Below are 23180 nucleotides of genomic sequence, written 5' to 3'. Positions count from 1 at the left end.
GCCGCGCGTGGTGCGAGCTCACCCTCTATCCATCACACCGCGAACTCGCTCGTTCCACCGCCGACGCCGGTCAGCGTGAACTCCGCCGGGTTGTAGGTCACGACGGCGTGCCCCTGGCCGTCATCGGCGAGCTTGAAGCCGTTCGCATCGTAGGTGCCGAGTAGGTGCAGCGTGGCATTGTGCGCGCCGTCCGAGACGGTCAACGTGCCGCCGCTGCCATCCTGGCTCGCCTGATAGGCGACCGTCGTTCCGACACCGAACAGGATGTCGTTAAGGTCCAGCTTGTCGTCGTTGGTGATGCCGCTGATCCGTCCGCTGTAGTCGAACGAGTCATCGAGCTCCAGCGTGCCGGCCGCATTCTGTGCGAAGGTGACGTCCGTCGACGAGGCTGCGCCGAATTCCAGCTTCGAGAGGTTGCCGATCGAGGCATCGCCGTCGCCGGTGACTTGGCCGTGGATGACGACATTACCGCCATTGGCCTCGATCATGCCGGAATTCGCAACCCCGCCGGCGACGACCAGGCCACCCGAACCGGTCGCTGCCAGCGTGCCGGAGTTGATGACGACGCTGCCGCCGGTATCGATGACCAAGGCATCGGTGCCCGAGGCGATGATGGTGCCCCTGTTGTCGAGGCCGAGCATCCCATCGCCCAGCTGGCCGGCGCCCGAGATCGTATTGTCGATGTTGACCAGGTTGACGTCCGGACCGGTGCCGGAGATGATATTTGCCGCGCTGTCGGACAGGACAACCTGCCCGCCGCCCTCGAGGGTCACGCCGTGCTGGATGACCTGCAGCAGGGTCTCGTCGCCGGTCGAGTTCAGGGAGATAAGGCCGCTGTTGTTGACGGTGCCGCTCAGCGGCAGCAAGGCGCCGTCACCGAGTGTCATGGTGCCAGGATTGTTGACCACCGGCGTTTGGTCGAAGACGAGATTGCCGGCACCAAGCGCTGAGGAATGCACGCCTTCCAGCGTGATCGACTGCCCGTCGGCGAGTGTGATCACCGCGTTGCCATGAGCATCGTCGGCGATATGCGTCTGCAGGTCGCCAAAGCTTGCCAGCCCGTTGTAGCCGATCAGGTCGATTTGGTCGGCGGCCGCGTCGAAGCTGTACACCGTATCGTTGCCGATCGGCTGCGAGAAGACGAACAGATCGTGCCCGCTGGAGCCGGTAAGCACATCATCGCCCGACCAAGCGAAGATCGGCGATCCCGGAGCATAGGCCTCGACGTTGTCGGCGATTGACATGTTGCCCGTCGTGCCGTCGCCGTTGGCCCAGCTCATCTGAATGTCGAGTACAGCCGCGCCAGCGTAATCGGTTGGAGTCGTGACCGTCAGCTTGTCGACGGCAGTGGTCTGAACTGTCCAGGATCCGTCGGCATTCTGCGTCGCGCCATCGATGCTCCAGCCGGAGGGCATGTCTCTCACAGAGACAGTGACAAGCGCGCCTTCATGCGATGGATCCGAGAGCGCGAGATTGATCGGCTCGCCGGCGGTGCCAGCAGGCTTTGCCACGCTCACAGTTATGGAGTGCGAGATGCTGGTATTCGCGCCATCGCTGACGATGACGTTGATCACGCGCGGTGTTTGGTCATGTGCGCCTGTCTTCGTGTCTGCGTATTGCAGTCCTCGAAGAATAGTCTGGTAGGTGGCGACTGTTGCTGATCCGGTGATTGAAAGAATTCCTGTAGACGCGTCGTAGTTTACCGTCAGCCCGGCAGCAGTCGCGGCAGTGCTTGCGGTCGACGTTAAGGATAACAACTCCTTCGGATTGCCAACTCCATCATCGGGCCGGTTGGTCAACGTCGCAGTCAATGATGTCAGCGTCGTCGAATCCGCATCGGTAATTGTTGCCGAGGTGGCGATCGATAGTGGCGAGGTTTGCGACGGATAGCTAGCTGTCGTATCGTTTCCCGAACCCGGTCCATTCAGGTCGACAACCGGCGCTAGGCTGCCACCCGTCACATTGATCGTAGCCGTGGCAGTCCCGGTGTCCGTGCCACCGTTGACCGTTCCGTCACCATCCACCAGCGTGTATGTCACGGTCTTGGTCGCGGTCGGGCTGGTCCCGTTGGAGTAAAGGATATGGTCGGCCAGCGCCGCGACCGCGGCTTGCGTGGCGTTGGCATTGAACGTGATGACCAGGTTCGACCCGTTCGTGCCGCCGGAAAAGGCTCCAATCGTCGTACCCTGGTAGGTTACATTGCTACCGCTCACGCCTATCTGACCGACGCCAGTCCCCTGGTTCTGAATGGTCAGTTGGTCGGCCGACGTGCCGTTGGCGGTGAATGCGACGGTGAGCGATCCGGCGTTGAAATCGGCGGAGTCGATGTCCGTGACCGTGCCAGAGGGCGCAATGGCTGTAGCGGCGGATCCGACCGTGTAGTTGATACTCGTCGACGTTCCTGCAGTGCCACTGTTCAGGTCAATGACCGGTGCGTCATTGGTGCCGGTGATGGTCACGACGACGTTCTGACTGGTCGAGCCCCCATGATTATCGGCCACCGTGACGTGGTAGGTTTCCTGGATCGTCTGACCCGCCGCCAAGAACTGGATGGCCGAGTTGTTGACGCTGTAGTTCCAGGTTCCGGTCCCGCCGGTGCCGCCGGAGGTGTCCAACGTCTTGGCTGCGGTGAGCGAGCCGAGCTGAAGGCCGCCCGCATTGGTCGACGACACGAAGCTCGCGCTCACCGTGTGGGTATCGGTCAGATCGACATCGGCGAAGCTGACCGTGCCCGAGGCGGTCTCGGTGGCACCCGCCGGGGTGTCTTCCGTCACCGAGCCGGTCGCGGTCGCACTCATCGTCGGGTTGTCATTGGTGCCGGTGATGGTGACGACGACGTTCTGGCTGGTCGAACCGCCATGATTGTCGGCCACCGTGACCTGATAGGTCTCCTGGATTGTCTGACCCGCCGCCAGGAACTGGATGGCCGAGTTGTTGACGCTGTAGTTCCAGGTCCCGGTCCCGCCGGTGCCGCCGGACGTATCCAGCGTCTTGGCTGCGGTGAGCGAGCCGAGCTGAACGCCGCCCGCATTGGTCGACGACACGAAGCTGGCGTTCACTGTGTGAGTGTCGGTCAGGTCGACATCCGCGAAGCTGACCGTGCCCGAGGCCGTCTCGGTCGCACCGGCCGGAGTGTCTTCCGTCACCGATCCGGTCGCGGTCGCACTCATCGTCGGGTTGTCGTTGGTGCCGGTGATGGTGACGACGACGTTCTGGCTGGTCGAACCGCCATGATTGTCGGCCACCGTGACCTGATAGGTCTCCTGGATTGTCTGACCCGCCGCCAGGAACTGGATGGCCGAGTTGTTGACGCTGTAGTTCCAGGTCCCGGTCCCGCCGGTGCCGCCGGACGTATCCAGCGTCTTGGCTGCGGTGAGCGAGCCGAGCTGAACGCCGCCCGCATTGGTCGACGACACGAAGCTGGCGTTCACTGTGTGAGTGTCGGTCAGGTCGACATCCGCGAAGCTGACCGTGCCCGAGGCCGTCTCGGTCGCACCGGCCGGAGTGTCTTCCGTCACCGATCCGGTCGCGGTCGCACTCATCGTCGGGTTGTCATTGGTGCCGACGATGGTGACGACGACATCGCGGGTGATGACACCGCCATGCTGGTCGTCCAGCGTGACCGTATAGGTTTCGTGCACGACCTGGCCGGCCGCGAGCTTGTCGAGGGCCGAATCCGCGGCGGTGAAGGTCCAAGTGATCAGGCCGCCGGTGCCGGTCCCGGTTGTGTCGGTCGTCTTCACCGCGGCGAGCGAACCGAGCTGGCCGCTATAGTCGGTGCCCTTGAACACTGCCGAGACCAGATGCACGTCGGTAAGGTCGACGTCGCCGAAGGCGATGGTGCCGGTGGCGGTCTCGGTGGGGGTATGGGCATCCTCGGTGACGGCGCCGACAAGCGTGGCCGCGCCAATCACCGGCGCGTCGTTGGTGCCGGTGATGTCGATCGACACCACCTGGGTGGCAAGGCCGCCATTGTGGTCGTCGACCTGAACCGTGAAGCTGTCCGACAGATGCTCGCCGGCGGCGAGCGCGTCGACCGCGCCGCTGTCATTGACCGTATAATGCCAGGTGCCGTCGGCATCGACGCTGGCCGTGCCGTGCGCGGCGGCCACGCTCACCGACAGCGTATGCGTGTCGGAGGTGTCGACGTCGCTGAAGGTGACCTGGCCGGTCGCCTTCTGCGCCGAGGCCGGAAGGTCGTCGCCCTCCGAGACATTGCCCGACTGGGCGGCCGAGGTGATCACCGGCGCGTCGTTGGTGCCGGTGATGTCGATCGACACCACCTGGGTGGCAAGGCCGCCATTGTGGTCGTCGACCTGAACCGTGAAGCTGTCCGACAGATGCTCGCCGGCGGCGAGCGCGTCGACCGCGCCGCTGTCATTGACCGTATAATGCCAGGTGCCGTCGGCATCGACGCTGGCCGTGCCGTGCGCGGCGGCCACGCTCACCGACAGCGTATGCGTGTCGGAGGTGTCGACGTCGCTGAAGGTGACCTGGCCGGTCGCCTTCTGCGCCGAGGCCGGAAGGTCGTCGCCCTCCGAGACATTGCCCGACTGGGCGGCCGAGGTGATCACCGGCGCGTCGTTGGTGCCGGTGATGTCGATCGACACCACCTGGGTGGCAAGGCCGCCATTGTGGTCGTCGACCTGAACCGTGAAGCTGTCCGACAGATGCTCGCCGGCGGCGAGCGCGTCGACCGCGCCGCTGTCATTGACCGTATAATGCCAGGTGCCGTCGGCATCGACGCTGGCCGTGCCGTGCGCGGCGGCCACGCTCACCGACAGCGTATGCGTGTCGGAGGTGTCGACGTCGCTGAAGGTGACCTGGCCGGTCGCCTTCTGCGCCGAGGCCGGAAGGTCGTCGCCCTCCGAGACATTGCCCGACTGGGCGGCCGAGGTGATCACCGGCGCGTCGTTGGTGCCGGTGATGTCGATCGACACCACCTGGGTGGCAAGGCCGCCATTGTGGTCGTCGACCTGAACCGTGAAGCTGTCCGACAGATGCTCGCCGGCGGCGAGCGCGTCGACCGCGCCGCTGTCATTGACCGTATAATGCCAGGTGCCGTCGGCATCGACGCTGGCCGTGCCGTGCGCGGCGGCCACGCTCACCGACAGCGTATGCGTGTCGGAGGTGTCGACGTCGCTGAAGGTGACCTGGCCGGTCGCCTTCTGCGCCGAGGCCGGAAGGTCGTCGCCCTCCGAGACATTGCCCGACTGGGCGGCCGAGGTGATCACCGGCGCGTCGTTGGTGCCGGTGATGTCGATCGACACCACCTGGGTGGCAAGGCCGCCATTGTGGTCGTCGACCTGAACCGTGAAGCTGTCCGACAGATGCTCGCCGGCGGCGAGCGCGTCGACCGCGCCGCTGTCATTGACCGTATAATGCCAGGTGCCGTCGGCATCGACGCTGGCCGTGCCGTGCGCGGCGGCCACGCTCACCGACAGCGTATGCGTGTCGGAGGTGTCGACGTCGCTGAAGGTGACCTGGCCGGTCGCCTTCTGCGCCGAGGCCGGAAGGTCGTCGCCCTCCGAGACATTGCCCGACTGGGCGGCCGAGGTGATCACCGGCGCGTCGTTGGTGCCGGTGATGTCGATCGACACCACCTGGGTGGCAAGGCCGCCATTGTGGTCGTCGACCTGAACCGTGAAGCTGTCCGACAGATGCTCGCCGGCGGCGAGCGCGTCGACCGCGCCGCTGTCATTGACCGTATAATGCCAGGTGCCGTCGGCATCGACGCTGGCCGTGCCGTGCGCGGCGGCCACGCTCACCGACAGCGTATGCGTGTCGGAGGTGTCGACGTCGCTGAAGGTGACCTGGCCGGTCGCCTTCTGCGCCGAGGCCGGAAGGTCGTCGCCCTCCGAGACATTGCCCGACTGGGCGGCCGAGGTGATCACCGGCGCGTCGTTGGTGCCGGTGATGTCGATCGACACCACCTGGGTGGCAAGGCCGCCATTGTGGTCGTCGACCTGAACCGTGAAGCTGTCCGACAGATGCTCGCCGGCGGCGAGCGCGTCGACCGCGCCGCTGTCATTGACCGTATAATGCCAGGTGCCGTCGGCATCGACGCTGGCCGTGCCGTGCGCGGCGGCCACGCTCACCGACAGCGTATGCGTGTCGGAGGTGTCGACGTCGCTGAAGGTGACCTGGCCGGTCGCCTTCTGCGCCGAGGCCGGAAGGTCGTCGCCCTCCGAGACATTGCCCGACTGGGCGGCCGAGGTGATCACCGGCGCGTCGTTGGTGCCGGTGATGTCGATCGACACCACCTGGGTGGCAAGGCCGCCATTGTGGTCGTCGACCTGAACCGTGAAGCTGTCCGACAGATGCTCGCCGGCGGCGAGCGCGTCGACCGCGCCGCTGTCATTGACCGTATAATGCCAGGTGCCGTCGGCATCGACGCTGGCCGTGCCGTGCGCGGCGGCCACGCTCACCGACAGCGTATGCGTGTCGGAGGTGTCGACGTCGCTGAAGGTGACCTGGCCGGTCGCCTTCTGCGCCGAGGCCGGAAGGTCGTCGCCCTCCGAGACATTGCCCGACTGGGCGGCCGAGGTGATCACCGGCGCGTCGTTGGTGCCGGTGATGGTGATGACGACATCGCGGGTGATGACACCGCCATGCTGGTCGTCCAGCGTGACCGTATAGGTTTCGTGCACGACCTGGCCGGCCGCGAGCTTGTCGAGGGCCGAATCCGCGGCGGTGAAGGTCCAAGTGATCAGGCCGCCGGTGCCGGTCCCGGTTGTGTCGGTCGTCTTCACCGCGGCGAGCGAACCGAGCTGGCCGCTATAGTCGGTGCCCTTGAACACTGCCGAGACCAGATGCACGTCGGTGAGGTCGACGTCGCCGAAGGCGATGGTGCCGGTGGCGGTCTCGGTGGGGGTATGGGCATCCTCGGTGACGGCGCCGACAAGCGTGGCCGCGCCAATCACCGGCGCGTCGTTGGTGCCGACGATGGTGACGACGACATCGCGGGTGATGACACCGCCATGCTGGTCGTCCAGCCTGACCGTATAGGTCTCGTGCACGACCTGGCCGGCCGCGAGCTTGTCGAGGGCCGAATCCGCGGCGGTGAAGGTCCAACTGATCAGGCCGCCGGTGCCGGTCCCGGTTGTGTCGGTCGTCTTCACCGCGGCGAGCGAACCGAGCTGGTCGCTATAGTCGGTGCCCTTGAACACTGCCGAGACCAGATGCACGTCGGTAAGGTCGACGTCGCCGAAGGCGATGGTACCGGTAGCGGTCTCGGTGGGGGTATGGGCATCCTCGGTGACGGCGCCGACAAGCGTGGCCGCGCCAATCACCGGCGCGTCGTTGGTGCCGACGATGGTGACGACGACATCGCGGGTGATGACACCGCCATGCTGGTCGTCCAGCGTGACCGTATAGGTTTCGTGCACGACCTGGCCGGCCGCGAGCTTGTCGAGAGCCGAATCCGCGGCGGCGAACGTCCAGGTGATCTGGCCGCCGGCGCCCGTCCCGGTGGTGTCGGTCGTCTTCACCGCGGCGAGCGAACCGAGCTGGCCGCTATAGTCGGTGCCCTTGAACACCGCCGAGACCAGATGCACGTCGGTGAGGTCGACGTCGCCGAAGGCGATGGTACCGGTAGCGGTCTCGGTGGGTGTATGGGCATCCTCGGTGACGGCGCCGACAAGCGTGGCCGCGCCAATCACCGGCGCGTCGTTGGTGCCGACGATGGTGACGACGACATCGCGCGTGACAACACCGCCATGCTGGTCGTCGAGCGTGACCGTATAGGTTTCGTGCACGACCTGGCCGGCCGCGAGCTTGTCGAGAGCCGAATCCGCGGCGGTGAACGTCCAGGCGATCTGGCCGCCGGTGCCGGTGCCGGTGGTGTCGGTCGTCTTGACCGCGGCGAGCGAACCGAGCTGGCCGCTATAGTCGGTGCCCTTGAACACCGCCGAGACCAGATGCACGTCGGTGAGGTCGACGTCGCCGAAGGCGATGGTGCCGGTGGCGGTCTCGGTGGGTGTATGGGCATCCTCGGTGACGGCGCCGACAAGCGCGGCCGAGGTGATCTGCGGCGCGTCGTTGGTGCCGGTGAACTGAACGGTGGTCGTGGCCCAGCTCAGCGTGCCGTTGCCGAGTTGAATGGCGTAAGTCAGCTTGTCAGTAAGAATCTGGCCCTGCGCAAGCGACTGCAACAGTGTGTTGATATCGGCGGTATTGTAGTGAATCGTCCCATCGCTGGCTATCCAGATCCGCGCTCCGAGCAAGCTTGTATCGGTGGTTCCGGCAAGCCCGGCGCCGTCATTGGTGCTGGAATATGTGGTGTCGCGGATAAGCAGATCCGACGGCGCCGGCGTTTTGGTGGCTGTCGACGCGCTGATTGAATTGTCGATGGAGTAGAGTAGCTTCGCGGCCCCACCCAGGTCGTTCGCCAGGACATTGAGGATCAAGACGCCAGTCGAATCTTCGGAGAAGTAGAATGCGTCGTCCTTGGCCTGCGGTGTGTTGGAGAAGGAAACAGTGGTGCCGCCTGCGTCGGCGATCTGCTGAGTTGCCATTGTTAATCTCCCCAGGCCGGCGCGCCCAGCGCCTGCACATTTGCCGTCCGCAATCGGCAGACCACACTATGCCGATACGATCGGCGCCCACTTCCGGGGAGAAGAAACGATCAAAATGCCATGCGACAATACACAACCGAGCGACAACGAGCGAATGGCTGACAAGGCGATTCGCTGTCCCGCGCCGATCATACTGCGATGGCTACGACGGCTTCACCAGCCGCGCGGCTTCCCCCAATAGCGCCCTAACTCGTTGTTGCCGGTAGGGAGATTATTTGGCGCTACCCCTCATATTAGGAGATTATTAACTCCACTGTAGCTTGCGTCAACAGTCAAATCGAGGAAGAGTTAACGACAGTAGACGTACCTGTACGTAGTGGACTAGCCTTTAGATGTAGTGCACTGGGGTCAAAGTGGCCGCTGATGGGTGGATAGCGACAGCCCATATGGATGCGCCTGGACCGCCAGCCGAGAGCGGTAATCTTACACTGGGCATGCTCTGCTCTTTCTTTGCAGCCGCGCCGCTTGAGACACAAAGCTGCAGGCCGCGTCCGACATGAGGCGCATTGGGAATGACAGCCTCGGGGCCGGAGAACGAACCCGCTGCGCGGGAGGCGCGAGCAGTTGAGGTAGAGATCAAGAACCGGTCGTCGCGCTCGCATTGAGGGTGGTTCGGCAGCGGCAGAGCATCACGGGCTTCTTCAACAAGGAGCCTGACCATGCCCTATCCTGTTCTTGATGCACCTATCAGTCCACTTCGTCAGCGGCTGATCGACGACATGAACATGCGGCGCTTCTCACGCGAGACGCAGCGCAACTATCTCCGCGACATCGGACGCCTGGCGACGTTCCTCGGGCGTTCACCAGACACAGCGACCACCGACGACCTGCGCCGGTTCCAGATCGAGCAGCAGGAGGACGGCGTTCCCGTGCCGACGATAAACAGCATCGTGTCGGCGCTGCGCTTCTTCTTCACGCATACGGTCGATCGTCCCGATCTGGCGCGCAAGCTCGTCCGGCTGGCGCACCCGCGCAAGCTGCCGGTGGTCTTGAGCCGCGACGAGGTCGCCCGGCTCCTCAACGCCACCATCTGCTTGAAGCACCAGGCCGCGCTGTCGGTCGCCTATGGCGCAGGCCTGCGCGTGGCGGAGGTGTCGATGCTGAAGGTCGCCGACGTCGACAGCGAGCGGATGCTGCTGCGTGTCGAACGCGGCAAGGGCGGGCGGTATCGCAATGCCATGCTGTCGCAAGACCTGCTCTTGTTGCTGCGCCAGTGGTGGAAGGTCGGACGCCAGCAGGGGGTGATGCATCGCGACGGCTGGCTGTTTCCGGGGCAGCATGCGATGAAGCCCATCAGCACCCGCCAGCTCTATCGCGTGGTCGTCGAGGCAGCACAGGCCGCCGACATCGCCAAGCGGGTCGGGCCGCACACGCTGCGTCACAGCTTCGCCACCCACCTGCTGGAGGACGGCACCGACATCCGGATCATCCAGGTCCTGCTCGGGCACGCCAAGCTAAATAGCACTGCCTTCTACACCAAGGTTGCGACCCGCACGGTGCGCACCGTCACGAGCCCGCTCGACAAGCTCGGCCTCTTCAAGCCGGAAGAGATCTCACCCGACGGCTGAGCGTGCGCGCCTCGATCGAGGTCGCCGACATCTTCCGCGCTGCCGGGCTCGCCTACCGGGCCGCCCATGCAGGGCATCTGACACTGCAGCAGCTCAAGGTCATGTCGGCGATCGAGCACTGCCGCACCGCGGCCCTTGGCGGTCACGTCGAGGCCTGCGAGGACTGCGGCCAGTGGCGCATCGCCTACAACTCCTGCCGCAACCGGCACTGTCCGAAGTGCCAGGGTGCCACGGCGCGGACATGGCTTGCCGAGCGTGAGGCCGACCTGCTGCCGGTCGGCTACTTCCACGTCGTCTTCACGCTGCCCGCCGAGGTCGCCGACATCGCCTTCCATAACAAGGCGCTCGTCTACGACCTGCTGTTCAAGGCAGCGTCGGAGACGATGCTGACGATCGCCGCTGATCCGAAGCATCTCGGCGCGCGCATCGGCATCACCGCCGTCCTTCACACCTGGGGCTCGGCGATGACGCACCATCCGCACGTGCATATGATCGTGCCGGGTGGCGGCATCTCGCCGGACGGAAGCCGGTGGATATCGTCGCGGCCGGCCTTCCTGCTGCCGGTGCGCGTGCTCGGCAAGCTGTTCCGCCGCCTGTTCCTCCACCGGTTGGTCGCGCTACACGACGCTGGCCGGCTCGCCTTCTTCGGCGCAATTGCTCATCTCGCGGAACGGCGGGCATTCCTGCGCCACCTGTCGCCGGTCCGGAAGAAGCGCTGGGTGATCTACGCCAAGGCGCCCTTCGCCGGCCCGGAGGCGGTGCTCGCCTATCTGTCGCGCTACACGCACCGGGTCGCGATCTCGAACAGCCGCCTGATCGCCTTCGACGAGAGCGGCGTCACCTTCCGCTACAAGGACTATCGTCGCGAAGGCGCCGACCGGCAGCAGCTCATGACGCTCGCGACCGACGAGTTCATCCGCCGCTTCCTGCTCCACGTGTTGCCAAAGGGATTCCACCGCATCCGGCATTGCGGCCTGCTTGCCGGCTCCGCTCGCAAGGCCAGCCTCGCACTTGCTCGCGAACTCCTGAACGTCGCCGCACCGTCTGATGACGACACCACAGACGAACCGGACGACTTCCGCCCGCCGTGCCCCTGCTGCGGCGGCCGCATGATCATCATCGAGACCTTCGAACGATGGAGACAGCCGCGCGGACCGCCGGGCGCACGGACGACGAACCGGGAGACCGCCCCATGACCCAGCATGGTATCATCCAGCATTCAGCCGCAGGCTATCGGCCTCCGGCACCGGATCCACGCGTGTCCAGGGTGATCATCGACGCCGACAGAGCCGCGCCCAGCCGCCGGCCGTCCCGACAACACCGCGCGGAGGCGCAACGAAGCGGTCTGTCTGCATTCATCCCGGCGCTTCCCGACGGCGGTCGCGCCATCGCCGACATCAGCCGAAAATCGAAATCCCCATAGCCATCGCCTGTGGCCCGCGGGTTCCTTCCTCGGGGACTTTCGTACGCCTGCCGGCGCCCGAAACTCTTCACGCAAGCTGACTGTCGGCTTTCGAGCAGCGGCGCCAAGAAGCTGACGTTCGCTTCAGTTATACAAGACACCGGACTTGCGTTGGGTCGTCTGGTGGCTCCGCCGGACAGATCCCTCGCAAAACGTCCTCAGGTAAGAGGCCGTCCGCCGACGAGCCCGTATCCAAACATACAGACACCTATTGGCAACAAAGCGGGCAGCGTGCAGGATCGCCTGGCGGCATTAGTTAGCGACAGGACATCTGCGCGATGATGCAAGACCCAGTTCGTGATCCCGCTGACCTCGGCTTCGACAAGTCACGGCTGGCCCGACTGAAGGGGTGGATGCATCGCTATGCCGACACCGGGCGCTGGCCTGGGGGTTCGGTGCTCGTCGCGCGGCATGGCGAACTCGCTTATTTCGACTCTGCTGGATACGCCGACATCGAAGCCAAGAAGCCTTGGCAACGCGACCTCATCGCTCGCATCTGGTCAATGGCCAAGCCTGTAACCGCAGTTGCTCTGTTGATGTTGTACGAAGAAGCCCGGGTGCATCTCGACGATCCAGTAGAAGCCTATCTGCCGGAATTCAAGGATATGCGACGCCTGATGCCGGTTGCTATTTCGCTCGATCAAACGGTGCCCGTCAAAACGAAAATGACGATCCACCATCTGCTAACCCACACATCGGGTCTGAGCCTGTTTACAGGACCTCGCCTGCTCGGTGAGGCTTATGCCAAGGAAGTGCTCGGCCTCGCCAAGGCCTATGGTGGACTCGACAAGATGGTGCGCAGGATCGCCGAACTGCCGCTGGAATGGGAACCGGGTACCCGATGGCAATACAGCGCTGGCTCCGATGCCATCGGCCGCATCGTGGAAGTGGTTGCCGGCATGACGCTCGACAAGTTCTTTTCGACGCGGATCTTCGAGCCCCTCGGCATGACCGACTCCGGCTTCTCCGTGTCGGACTCCGGGATTAGCCGCTTTCCCCCGATGTATGAGGTCACTGCGGGCGGCATGGCCTTGAACGAGAAGCCAGAGGTTTCGGCATGGCGGCAAGGCAAGGTCGATACGTTCTGTGGTGGCGGCGGACTTGTGGGAACCATTGACGATTATTGGCGGTTCGCCGAGATGCTTCGCGGCGGAGGTGAGTTCAACGGCGAGCGCATCCTCAGCCCCCGCACATTGAGGTTGGCGGCGTGTAATCACCTGCCAGGCGATCTTGCGGCGATGGCGACCGAGGTTTGGGCCGAGACCCAGTTCGATGGTGTCGGGTTCAGTTTGTTGGGCAAGGCACAAATTTCGGCGCAGGCGGGGGACTATGGCTGGGGTGGCGCGGCAGGCACCTTCTTCTGGGTGAGCCCGGTGGACGACAATGGTCGTCATTCTCTTTACGCAACTGCTGCCTTCGAGCGCAATCCCTGTGCGTAAAGAGCTGCGTGCGCTCGTCTATGGCGCGTTGACTGGTGCGTGAGACTTAATCCGCCAGAGTACCCTGCTGATCAACGGTTTAGTTGCTACGCAGCCGGAATGGCGCCGGTACCAGGCAGAACGTCTGTGTGTCGTTGCGATTGCCACTCCGACCTTCGTTATATTAGGCTCTCCTTGTTCTCCTCGTAACTGCGCCGCATGATTGCGGTGAACCGGTCACTCGCACGTCCGACTGGGGATGTCCTTGATGGATACGGTGGATGTCAGTGCGGGTAGCCGCCGCGATGCAGGGCTAGGCGTCCTGTTAGTTCTCACCTCTGCGGTCGCCTGGAGCACCATGGGCTTGTTTGTTCGGATGTTGCCTGACGTCGACCTATGGAACGTCGTTTTTTGGCGTTGCATCTTTGGCGGCCCGTCAGTCGTTGCTATCGCCATGATCGAGCGGAGGCGATGGTCGTTTGACTGGCGACGGACTATGGCACCAGCCGGCGTCGCCACGACGACACTCATAGCCACCGGCCTTTTCTCCTCCATCTATTCGATGCAGAACACCACAATAGCGAATGGCTGCGTCATCTATGCGACAGTTCCTTTTATGGCAGCGATCCTTGCCTGGGTCTGGTTTCGGGAGAGTCCTGGCATCAGTACGATCGTCAGCGCTTTCGTCGCTACCGCTGGGGTCGTCGTGACCGTGAGCGGCACACTCGCTGCGGGTGGCGGGCATCTGAAAGGCGATCTCGCGATGGTTTACGTGGCCTTCGCGATCGCGATGATGACTGTGATTATGCGCCGATATCGCGAGACGCCCCTGCTGGAACCAGTGGCTCTGGCTGGCCTCGTCGCAGCCTTCTTGGCGTTCTTTTTCGCTAAACCGCTCACTGTTCCCCTCGACAAAGTGATGCTGCTCGGCCTCTTTGGGATCATCACTCAGGGTTTTGCCTTAGGCATTTACGCGATGGGCGCACGACGCTTGCCGGCCGCTCAAGCCACTCTGCTCAGTTCGGCGGAAATGCCGATGGCCCCGCTCTGGGTCTGGTTGTTTTTTAACGAGATGCCGGCGATGGAAACGTTCGCGGGCGGCGCATTGGTGCTTGCGGCGATCCTCGGAAACATCATTGTGAAGCTGCGGACCAGCTTGGAGTGAAAGGTCGTTGCGGGCGAAACTAGCGGGCAAACAACATCAGCAGAGTGTCTCGAAGGACTGCATCATTCCCTACGAGGCAAAGACCGGTGTGTAAGGAACGCGACAGCGAACTGGTTCAGGGGGGCCGCAGGTCAGCGGTATACGGTAACGATGGCTGATGCTTCTGCCGTAAGATAAGATAGCGGCTTCGAGGGCGGCGGGGCGGTTGATGGCCGATGCTGGCATAGTTGAGATCGACGTCAGAAAAAGGGCGCTGGGCGTCGGGCTGGTCGTCCTCTCCACAATCGCGATCGCCATTGTTCCAAGCCTCGCCAAGCTCGCTTATGAAGGCGGTAGCAATACGCTTAGCGTTATCACCGGTCGAAGCATCTTTTCAGTCCTGATCACGTTCGTGCTGGTGCTGGTGTCGCGCCAGCCTTTGGCAATTCCGCGCCGGCCGATGCAGATCGCCTTAGGTATGGGTGTGGCCTATGCCGCAATGCTCTACGGCTATCTGGGGGCAGTGAACTATCTGCCGGTCAGCCTTGTGATCCTGATATACTTCATTCATCCAGTGCTTGTCGGGTTCATCGTTGTGGTGCTCGGTCAGGAGAAACTGACCATTATTTCCATCGGCGCGCTCGTCGCCGCGCTGTTGGGGCTTTACCTGGCGATCGGCCTATCCTTCGAAAAGTTGAGCGGTACTGGGCTGGCCCTTGCCGTGTTAGCAATGGCGGTGACGGCCATCATCGTTGTTTGCGGCTCGCGCGCCACGGCAGAAGCAAAGGCGATGTCGATCGGCTTCTACATGATGTTGTCCGCGGCAGCCACTCTCACGGTGATCTTTGCGCTCTTTGGGACCATGGCCTTTCCCACGACGATGCTCGCCTGGATCGGATTTGTCGGCGTGGCCATCGCCTCCACGGTAGGAACGCTCGCGTTTATCTCAGGCATGGCCTACGTCGGCGCGGCGCGCGCCGCAATGATCAGCAACCTGGAGCCGGTCCTTGGCGTCCTTTTCGCCATAGCTGTGCTAGGCGAGAGTGTCTCGTTCCTTCAAGGCATCGGCATCACGGTCGTGATTGCAGCGATCTTCGTGATGGAAATTCGTCGTTAGTCCCGCGGCCTCCGAAGGGCAACCAGTGCAACTGCCGACGGCCCGGAACTTGCCAATGCCTATCCCTGGCGGCAGGCTCAGGGTTACCAAGCGAGGCATCGGATGGTTGTTGTCTAGGATAGCCGGCAGCGCTTGCAGATAGTGGAGTGACAATGAAAGCCGATGGTCATTGTCTGTGTGGCTACCTCACCTATGAGGCTGAGGTGGATGCCGACCAGGTCGAGATCTGTCACTGCACGGATTGCCAAACTCTATCCGGTTCGGCGTTTCGGGTGACTGTTCCGTAGTTGATCGAAAGTTCAAAATTCTGTCGGGCAAACCAAAGACATACGTGAAAACTGCCGCGAGCGGAAACCGTCGCGTTCTGGCGTTCTGCCCGGAATGCGGGAACTTCGGTCTATTCGAGACCGGAGGATGGCAAGGGCGGCTTCTTCGGCCTGCGGGTTGGCTCACTGCGTCAGCGCGCCGACCTCATCCCGCCTTAGCGGTCGTTCCGAACGTCCCGCCGATTTCCCGAAAGCTGTCGCTTGTTCCGATGGCTTCATGATCTGATAGCCGATAGATGCCGATCAGTCGGCGTCGGTCAGGGTCGGGTCAAACATTTCCCCTCCCTAAAGCCCGTGCCACAGACTACCCCGCTCGGAGGCTCGCTGCCATAAGTTGCATGGTTACTCGGGGACATCTCCGTCATACTTGGGTAAGTCGGCAATGTTATCTATCCAGGTCTGCGCCGAGCCGCGCCAGCATTGGGCCTGCTTGACGGTGGGTTTGGGACACGGGTTAGAACAAGCTTGGCTCCGTCCGCTTTGCGCCTCGAGTTCGCCCTCATTGCTCTTCATCGCAATTGGGGGCGCTCAGTTCTTCCCCGATCGCGGCGATCAGGGCGGACACGCGGGCCCTCACCCACGGCACCTAGCGTTCAGCCGACCATCCGCTCGATCAGGTGCCGACCTTCTTTGGTTGCAATGAAGTCAATGCACACATCGACCGGCAGATGTGCAGCCTCTCCGCCACTCTCATCATTCCCCGGGAGGCCTTTGAAAAGCGGCTGACAGGGACGCCCAGCGACTTGCCAATCTCATGGATCATGGATGCACTCACGCGGTTCCTTGCATTTTCGTATTTCTGGAGTTGATGAAGGCTGACGCCTATCGATCGCGCAAGCTGCGCCTGTGCAATTCGTTGGCGATCTGACCAACATGCGCCTGGCCAGCGGTCAAGCCGAGGCGGATCGGAAGCCCTTGTGCATCGACGACGGCATGTATTTTCGTGGTAAGCCCGCCGCGTGATCGACCGAGACAGTGATCTCGACCCCCCTTTTTGCTGTCGCAGCCTGTTGGTGCGCCCGGATTGATGTGGTGTCGATCATTTGAATATTGCTGTCGTATGCTGCGGTGATGGCAACCATCATGCGGCCCACACGCCCGCCTTTCGACAGCGCACAAAGCTATTGTGGCTGGTCGTGCGCGGGCCATAGCGCTCTGGCAGGTCGCGCCATGGCGCACCGGATCGCAGCACCCAGAAGATGCCGTTCAGCACGCGGCGGTCATCGACGCGCGGCACGCCACGCGGTTTGTTGGGGAGAAGCGGCTCGATCACGCTCCACTCGAAGTCGGTCAGGTCATATCGGCTCATGCGAAGCCTGAATCAGATTCCGCCGCAATATGAAAGCCGCCAGTCGGGCAACGACTCCGAAGCGGACGATGCGCTGCTAGTTTCTGGAGGGCTTTGTGGCAACGTGCCTTCATGACTTAGGGGCGAGCTATGGACCAGACGTCTACAAAAAACATCGTTTGCATGTCTATCCGTGCCGTTCCTTTGCTCAATCAACTCATCCTTGAACTGCAAGCCACCTTGCATGAATTTGAACTTCAACGGCGAGTAATTGGAAAACTAATGGGAATCATATGCGTCGACTTACTCGACCCGGTAGCCTCGCAGTGTCCATCAATTAATATTGAAACTAACCATGGTTGGCAAACCGCCGGAAGGCTGTTCGAACCAAATTGGCTCACGCGGGAAGAGATTGATATTGCCACCAACGATCGCTAATCCGTCAGCTCGGTAATTCCGCATTTATGAGTTCACGGCCTAACGTGGGTCAAGGAGCAATGCCTTGATGCTCTTGGCCAGCCATGCCGCATAGGAATCCGCTGTCATCCCGCCGACCCTTATGAGCAGCAGGTACAGTTCCGGGCTTGCGAGCCGCCAAAGCTCCTCGTTAGCGTCGGAAACCGATATGCCGGCTCGCAGATCGGACGCGAGCGAAGTCGCAAAGACATTGAGATTGCGGCGCCGGCCTTCGTGGAGGGACCTGTAAAGCACGGCCGAGTCCTCGTCTATTTCGGCAGCGGCTCGTGCGACGTCCACTATCGGTGCGATGCGGCCCAGGATCTCGGTGATGGTCGCCGCGAACCGCTCGATCTTGACCGCCGCCGTTGCTCCCTCCATCGCCGCCCTTGGCGCATCCTGGTCCAGAAGTGGAGTTTCAGGAGCCGCGCCTCGTACCGCTCGCTTTGCAAGGTCGGCCAGGATGGCGGTCTTGGCGCCCCACACAGCATAAATGGTCTCCTTCGAGACAGCTGCTTCACGGGCAATTGCTGCGATGGTGGTTCGTTCCCAGCCATTCTGCCCAAACAACTTCCAGGCCGCATCGAGGACCGCCGAACGGGTTTGCTCAGCCTGGCGATGGCGTGCCACGGACTCGTATTTGCGACGAGGCTTGACATCAGTACTCATTTGGATGCACCAGAGATGTATTGAATGCAGTAACAGTGCATCAATATCGCTCGCGGCGCAAGCCGCGCATTCACCAGGAGCTTACAATGTCTTCCGACCTCATGACTTCCGGCCTGCAACTTACCGCAATCCTTCTGATCTCTTTAGTGATGGGGACCGTGTTCGGCGTCTGGCGCGGTTATAATCCAGCCGTTCTGAGTGCGTCCACTTTCGTTGAGATGCAGCAAGGGGCCATCCGTGGCCTGAACCTTTTGCTCCCGGCCCTTGGCCTGGCATGTTTGCTTGCGACGGCAGCTCTTGCGGCTCTAAGCCGGAACCGGCCGGCTGTACTGGGCCTCTATCTGACGGCGCTTGCCGCCATCGCAATCGCGGGCCTTGTCACGCGATTCGGAAATCAGCCGATCAACGCGCAGATAATGCACTGGTCAGCGGCCGCGCTTCCCAACGATTGGGCCGACATTCGGGACAAATGGTGGACGCTTCATATTGTTCGGCTTTGTGCAAGTTTTGCGGGTGAAGTCATGCTCATCGCTGCAATCTTTGCCGACCGAGCTGCCTGAAAGACCCATCCACCGATCGTGAAGCCAACTCGCGAGGCGAGCTGGGTATGCGCCGCCGCCTATTAAAGGAATAAACTCATGTCTTCAAATCTAGATATCTCCCCAATCGACGCCGATCGTGTCGCCGTCACCCAATTGGTGAACGGTTTCGATGCCGCCTGGAACCGCCACGATATGCAGGCGTTCGGAACGCTGTTTGCGGACGATGCTGAGTTTGTAAATGTAGTTGGAATGTGGTGGCGCGGGCGCAATGCGATTCAGGCCGCGCACGCCCATACACATGCGACGTTCCTTAAAAACAGTGTTCTTGTGTGGGACATCGCCTCGCTTAAATTCCTCGGTCCCGATGTTGCGCTGGTCCACGTCCGGTGGCGGATGACGGGGCATCTGGACCCGTCGGGAGCGATCGGGGCGCCGCGTCAAGGAATTCTTTCGCTGGTGACCGTCAAATCATCTGCCGGATGGCGGATCGCGGCTGGGCAAAACACCAATGAGGTCCCTGAGGCGGAAACACGAATGCCGCGGGCCTGAGTTGCTTCTACAGGCGGCTGATGGCTGTTGGCCGCCTGTCTTTAGGACTCCTCGCAGATTCCGCGGATTACGCACCGTCCATCCTGGAAGTCGCCCTGTCGATCGCGCTGAACACGATCTCCACCACGGAACCTTCTTCTCACTTCGAACGCTGCCCCCGGGGAAGCGAGGCCGCCCCTTTTATGTGGCAGCCTTTATCAGCCAGGGTGGCGACTATCGGTCGACCCAGGATGCCGGGCATCCTTAACTATCTGGGAACATGGCGGCTGTCGCGCTACCGCGCGGCAGTTCCGATCATGGAGCAGTCGAATGCAGGGCCGGCTGCCGGATTATAAGACGCGAGCTTAGGCCGGGAGGGCATACCCGCAATCTCAAGGAGGAGCTTTCGGCGTACTGCTATCTCGAACAAAGCAAGATCATCAATGCCGATCACGAATGCATCGGATCCGCCAATGACGCAACGCTCGAAGTAAAGATTCAGATATTGTGCGCCAAAGGACTGAAAGCCGTTGGAGCCACCATGCGCCAAGGACAGTGGAAGCCCATTAATGGTAACGCCGGAGGCGGTCAGACCGTCCCGGATCGGCGCGACCGGCAGACCGGCATTGTTGGGCCCATCGCCCGATATATCGATCACCCGGCGTGCAGCTGCAATCCGGCTCTGCGCAAACAGATCGCCCGCCGCCAGAAGAGCGCCCGAAATGGAAGTGCCAGGCTGCGCGCTGATCGGTTCAGTCGCCAGTGCATCAGCGAACCGTCTTGCGTCGCCATAGCTGCCGACGATTGTCCAGGGCAGGACGATGCGCCGGGAGTTGGGCCCGGCCCATTCGAGATACGAAACCGCGATCACACCGCGTGGGCCTGACAATATGGCCTTGATCAAGTCCGGGTGCCGGAAAGCGTTGACGTAACCGTTCCGCTGAACCCGCTGCTCGGAGGGGCTCATTGATGGTGAGACGTCGACTGCGAGGACCAGTTCGAGATCGACGCCTAGCGCTCCCGGTTCTGCCGCCTCCGCCGATGGGGAGCATAAACCGCTGACAAGCAGCATCAGCGCCGGGGAGCACAATTTCAGAGGCCGCCTCACTCGACGGGCCCAGTAAATTTTCCGGTCAAACGTTTTTGCCATCCTGCACTGTCCCCTGGCGTCACTGGCGCGATTCCGGCGATGCGAGGGGGAAGTGTGAATCGGGATGTGGCCGCGCGCTTCACCTGATCGGGTGAGGGCGTAACTCAGTGTCTGGAGGGCAAGCGAGCTAAAAGCGCCGTGAGTTCGGCCTGGCGATGAGTTCCTGTCTTGGCAAGGATTGCTCGCAACTGAGTTCGCGCGGTTTCACGGCCAATGGCCAATCGATCGCTCGCCGCATCGATCCCGTCGCCGGCCGTCAGGCTGGAGGCTAGCCGCGCTTCGGCTGCCGTGAGCTGAAATGTCTGTCCAAGTAACCGTGCCGATGGCGACCGTTCCCCAACTAGGTCGGTGAAGCACAGCAGAAGGTCGCCGCCATTGAATAGATCGCGCACGAATGAAGTCATCGGCACGATCTCGGCAAGAAGCCAGAACGATCCGTCGCGGGCGATGACTTCAGGCTCGACCACAAACGCCCCGTCCAGTGCGCCTGATACAGCAGCTCCTATCATCCGCTGCAGCCGGGTGTCGCTCTCGCGATCGGCTGCGTGGATGCGGCGGTGACGGGCCAGAAGGCCGGAGCCGAACAAAGCATCCGCATGCGAGTTGCAACGCGTCAGGCAGCCACGATGATCAAGCAGCGCCGCGCCAAAATTGAATTGGTCAAGAACGGCGAGAGTGGGGGCGAGCGAAATATCCCAGATCTTCTCCGCTAGGCTGATAATCCGGTTCAGGTCAGGCACCACGCGCAGGAAATGCTCGGCTTCGGACAATTCAAAGGCCCCGCTGCGGGCATCGCGGAACATCGACAGGAACCACTTGCGTTTATTGACCAAAAAGTAGACCGCTGCCCACCACTCGCGGTTCCCCGGGCGCGCTATTTCCTGATAGTAAGCAAGGTGCCTTCTCTCCTCGGAGGTGGTGAGTTCATCCTCGACGGTGAAGCAGGTTGCGGGTTTCGCCAGCAGCCTCAATCTCTCGCAACGGGGATCGGGAGCACCTTCGATGTTCTTCAGCCAAAGAGCCGAAAATTCAGCATGTTCCCTCGAATCCGGCGTCGGGGTGGTCCGCTTGCGCTGGTCGCTCCGGAAAGGGTGGGTGTCATCACAGGCTCGAATGACACAACTCGTAGCGCCGAGAGCATCTGCAAGGTTTTGAAGCGCTTCCGGCCACCGCCCAAAATCGAAGGCGGCGTCGTAGCAAGTCTCAATCGCTGACGCGATTGCCCGAGAGGCAGCCATACGGTTCTACCCTGATGATCAGGCTACGACACACTTAAAAGTACCACGGATCAGGCTAAGTGGGAACGGCCAGCCGACAATCCTACGTTCGCCTTGCACGTGTGTTAGCTTTAGTCTTGTAGTCGTTGCCGACCCGCGCATTACTCGGCGCCTAAACCGTTCCGAAAAATTTGCAAACAGCTAATATGCGCCGCATGCAAGGGACCCGCATAGCCTTCGGCCCGTTCGTACTCGATCCGGGCATTGGGACGCTCCTTAAGGGGGAGATACCGATTGCTGTTGGTCATCGCGGGCTGACGCTGCTTGCTGCGCTTACGGCGCGGCCCGGCGAGATCATGACCAAGGCCGAACTGATGGACGCTGCCTGGCCGGGCACTGCGGTTGAGGAAGGCAACCTTACCGTCCAGATAGCTACACTGAGAAAGGTTCTGGGGCTTAATGACAACGGCGGCGGTGAGTGGATCGCCACGGTGCCTCGCGTCGGCTACCGCTTCAACGGGACTGTCGAGCCGCTGGCCAGCACATCCTCCAAACTAATGCCGTCGTCCGGCAAGCCATCGATCGCGGTGCTGCCTTTTGCCAATCCGGGCGGTGACCAGGACCAGCAGTATCTCAGCGACGGCATAACCGAGGATATAATCACGGAATTGGCGAGGTTTCGATCTCTCCTCGTTATCGCCCGAAACTCATCTTTTCAGTTTCGCCATCGGGCATTGGACATTGGCGAAGTCCATCGCAAACTCGGAGTTCGCTATCTCGTCGAAGGCAGCATACGAAAGATCGGTGATCGCATCCGGATCACGACGCAATTGATTGATGCCCCCTCCGGCATGCACCTATGGGCCCAACGGTACGACCGGGCTCTCAACGACATCTTTGCATTGCAGGACGAAGTTGCGGCTCTGATCGCCTCGATGGTCGAAGGCCAGGCGGAGGCAGACACGGCGAGCCGGTCCAGACGAAAGCGTCCGGCCGATTGGGATGCGTACGACTACTACCTGCAGGGTCGCGCGTACTTTCATCGATATGAAATGGACAAGTCAGAGACCCTATTCGTCCGGTGCGTCGAGCTCGATCCGACATTCGCTCAAGGCCATGCCTTCCTCGCACAGGCCCTTGTGGGCAGATTCTGGTACGACAATGATCCGCGGACGCTGCAGAAGGCCTGGAACTCGGCTCAAATGGCGCTCTCTCTCGACAGGAGCGACGGTGTCTGTCACCAGAGCATGGGGCTGGTGCTTACGCATATGCGCCAGCATGGGGATGCGGGAACCCATTTCGAGCAAGCACGCTCGCTGAACCCGCTGGACGTGAACATAGCAGGCGATTATGCAAGCTGGCTCAACTACGGTGGCCGGGCTGAGACGGCGCTCCAAGTGCTCGAAAGTGCGCTGCTGCGCGACCCGCTACCCCCGATATGGTTCTGGGAGGTGAAGGGCAGTTCCCTGTTCCTGCTTGGAAGGTACTCGGAAGCCGTCGCTTCGTATCAGAAGGCCGGCGACCACTTCTTCATTCATGCCTTCCTCGCAGCTTCATACGCACATTTGGGTGAGATGGAGAAGGCGCGAGCTGAAGTCGAAGAAGCCTTGACAAGGAAAAGCGACCTGACGTGCCGGCTGATTTCAGGTCTCCCGTTCGCCGACCAAGTCGACCTCGAACGGTTTACCTCGGGCTTCAGAGAGGCCGGCTTTCCCTGAG

At 62.0% G+C, this 23180-nt stretch carries 15 protein-coding genes and 1 pseudogene; 10 read left to right on the top strand and 6 right to left on the bottom strand.

What is annotated here, in order from left to right; all coding sequences use genetic code 11:
- Window positions 1-32 precede the first annotated feature (32 nt).
- Entirely contained in the window at window positions 33-8516 is an 8484-nt protein-coding gene (locus ACR64R_RS28290; protein WP_487359508.1) for a VCBS domain-containing protein, read from the bottom strand.
- Between the two features lie 719 nt (window positions 8517-9235).
- Between ACR64R_RS28290 and ACR64R_RS28285 the strand changes: the two genes are divergently transcribed.
- From ACR64R_RS28285 to ACR64R_RS28260, 6 genes are all read left to right on the top strand, one after another.
- Complete coding sequence (locus ACR64R_RS28285; RefSeq protein WP_487359507.1) at window positions 9236-10144, top strand: tyrosine-type recombinase/integrase; 909 nt, start codon at window positions 9236-9238, stop codon at window positions 10142-10144.
- A 2-nt stretch (window positions 10145-10146) separates the two neighbouring features.
- Window positions 10147-11340: an IS91 family transposase gene (locus ACR64R_RS28280; RefSeq protein ID WP_487359506.1), complete on the top strand. Its 1194-nt coding sequence runs from the start codon at window positions 10147-10149 to the stop codon at window positions 11338-11340.
- A gap of 544 nt (window positions 11341-11884) precedes the next feature.
- Window positions 11885-13045: a serine hydrolase domain-containing protein gene (locus ACR64R_RS28275; RefSeq protein ID WP_487359505.1), complete on the top strand. Its 1161-nt coding sequence runs from the start codon at window positions 11885-11887 to the stop codon at window positions 13043-13045.
- Window positions 13046-13292: 247 nt separating this feature from the next.
- The gene (locus ACR64R_RS28270; RefSeq protein ID WP_487359504.1) at window positions 13293-14189 is read left to right on the top strand and encodes a DMT family transporter; all 897 of its coding nucleotides are present in this window, start codon (window positions 13293-13295) and stop codon (window positions 14187-14189) included.
- A 208-nt stretch (window positions 14190-14397) separates the two neighbouring features.
- Window positions 14398-15285: a DMT family transporter gene (locus ACR64R_RS28265; RefSeq protein ID WP_487359503.1), complete on the top strand. Its 888-nt coding sequence runs from the start codon at window positions 14398-14400 to the stop codon at window positions 15283-15285.
- Between the two features lie 152 nt (window positions 15286-15437).
- Complete coding sequence (locus ACR64R_RS28260; protein WP_487359502.1) at window positions 15438-15572, top strand: GFA family protein; 135 nt, start codon at window positions 15438-15440, stop codon at window positions 15570-15572.
- A 652-nt stretch (window positions 15573-16224) separates the two neighbouring features.
- On the opposite strand, the gene ACR64R_RS28255 is transcribed toward ACR64R_RS28260, so the two are convergent.
- Both ACR64R_RS28255 and ACR64R_RS28250 read right to left on the bottom strand, forming a co-directional pair.
- Window positions 16225-16437, bottom strand: a complete 213-nt coding sequence (locus tag ACR64R_RS28255; RefSeq protein WP_487362568.1) for a helix-turn-helix domain-containing protein — start codon at window positions 16435-16437, stop codon at window positions 16225-16227.
- Window positions 16438-16484: 47 nt separating this feature from the next.
- Window positions 16485-16920 (bottom strand): annotated as a pseudogene (locus ACR64R_RS28250) (IS5 family transposase); the annotation flags it as partial.
- Window positions 16921-17049: 129 nt separating this feature from the next.
- On the opposite strand from ACR64R_RS28250, the gene ACR64R_RS28245 reads away from it, so the two are divergent.
- Complete coding sequence (locus tag ACR64R_RS28245; protein ID WP_487359501.1) at window positions 17050-17337, top strand: hypothetical protein; 288 nt, start codon at window positions 17050-17052, stop codon at window positions 17335-17337.
- Between the two features lie 39 nt (window positions 17338-17376).
- On the opposite strand, the gene ACR64R_RS28240 is transcribed toward ACR64R_RS28245, so the two are convergent.
- The gene (locus ACR64R_RS28240) at window positions 17377-18024 is read right to left on the bottom strand and encodes a TetR/AcrR family transcriptional regulator (protein ID WP_487359500.1); all 648 of its coding nucleotides are present in this window, start codon (window positions 18022-18024) and stop codon (window positions 17377-17379) included.
- An 86-nt stretch (window positions 18025-18110) separates the two neighbouring features.
- Between ACR64R_RS28240 and ACR64R_RS28235 the strand changes: the two genes are divergently transcribed.
- Window positions 18111-18584: an anthrone oxygenase family protein gene (locus ACR64R_RS28235; RefSeq protein ID WP_487359499.1), complete on the top strand. Its 474-nt coding sequence runs from the start codon at window positions 18111-18113 to the stop codon at window positions 18582-18584.
- Window positions 18585-18662: 78 nt separating this feature from the next.
- On the top strand, window positions 18663-19115 hold the full coding sequence (locus ACR64R_RS28230) for an SgcJ/EcaC family oxidoreductase (RefSeq protein ID WP_487359498.1): 453 nt from the start codon (window positions 18663-18665) through the stop codon (window positions 19113-19115).
- Between the two features lie 274 nt (window positions 19116-19389).
- Here the strand turns inward: ACR64R_RS28230 and ACR64R_RS28225 are convergent, their stop codons facing one another.
- The gene (locus ACR64R_RS28225) at window positions 19390-20244 is read right to left on the bottom strand and encodes a DUF1194 domain-containing protein (protein ID WP_487359497.1); all 855 of its coding nucleotides are present in this window, start codon (window positions 20242-20244) and stop codon (window positions 19390-19392) included.
- 104 nt (window positions 20245-20348) lie between these two features.
- Complete coding sequence (locus ACR64R_RS28220; RefSeq protein WP_487359496.1) at window positions 20349-21482, bottom strand: helix-turn-helix transcriptional regulator; 1134 nt, start codon at window positions 21480-21482, stop codon at window positions 20349-20351.
- A gap of 185 nt (window positions 21483-21667) precedes the next feature.
- Between ACR64R_RS28220 and ACR64R_RS28215 the strand changes: the two genes are divergently transcribed.
- Window positions 21668-23179: a winged helix-turn-helix domain-containing tetratricopeptide repeat protein gene (locus ACR64R_RS28215; protein WP_487359495.1), complete on the top strand. Its 1512-nt coding sequence runs from the start codon at window positions 21668-21670 to the stop codon at window positions 23177-23179.
- The last annotated feature ends 1 nt before the right edge of the window (window position 23180 follow it).

This window comes from Mesorhizobium sp. MC2-1-1 (assembly GCF_057597255.1).
This window is presented reverse-complemented; position numbering and strand designations above follow the sequence as displayed.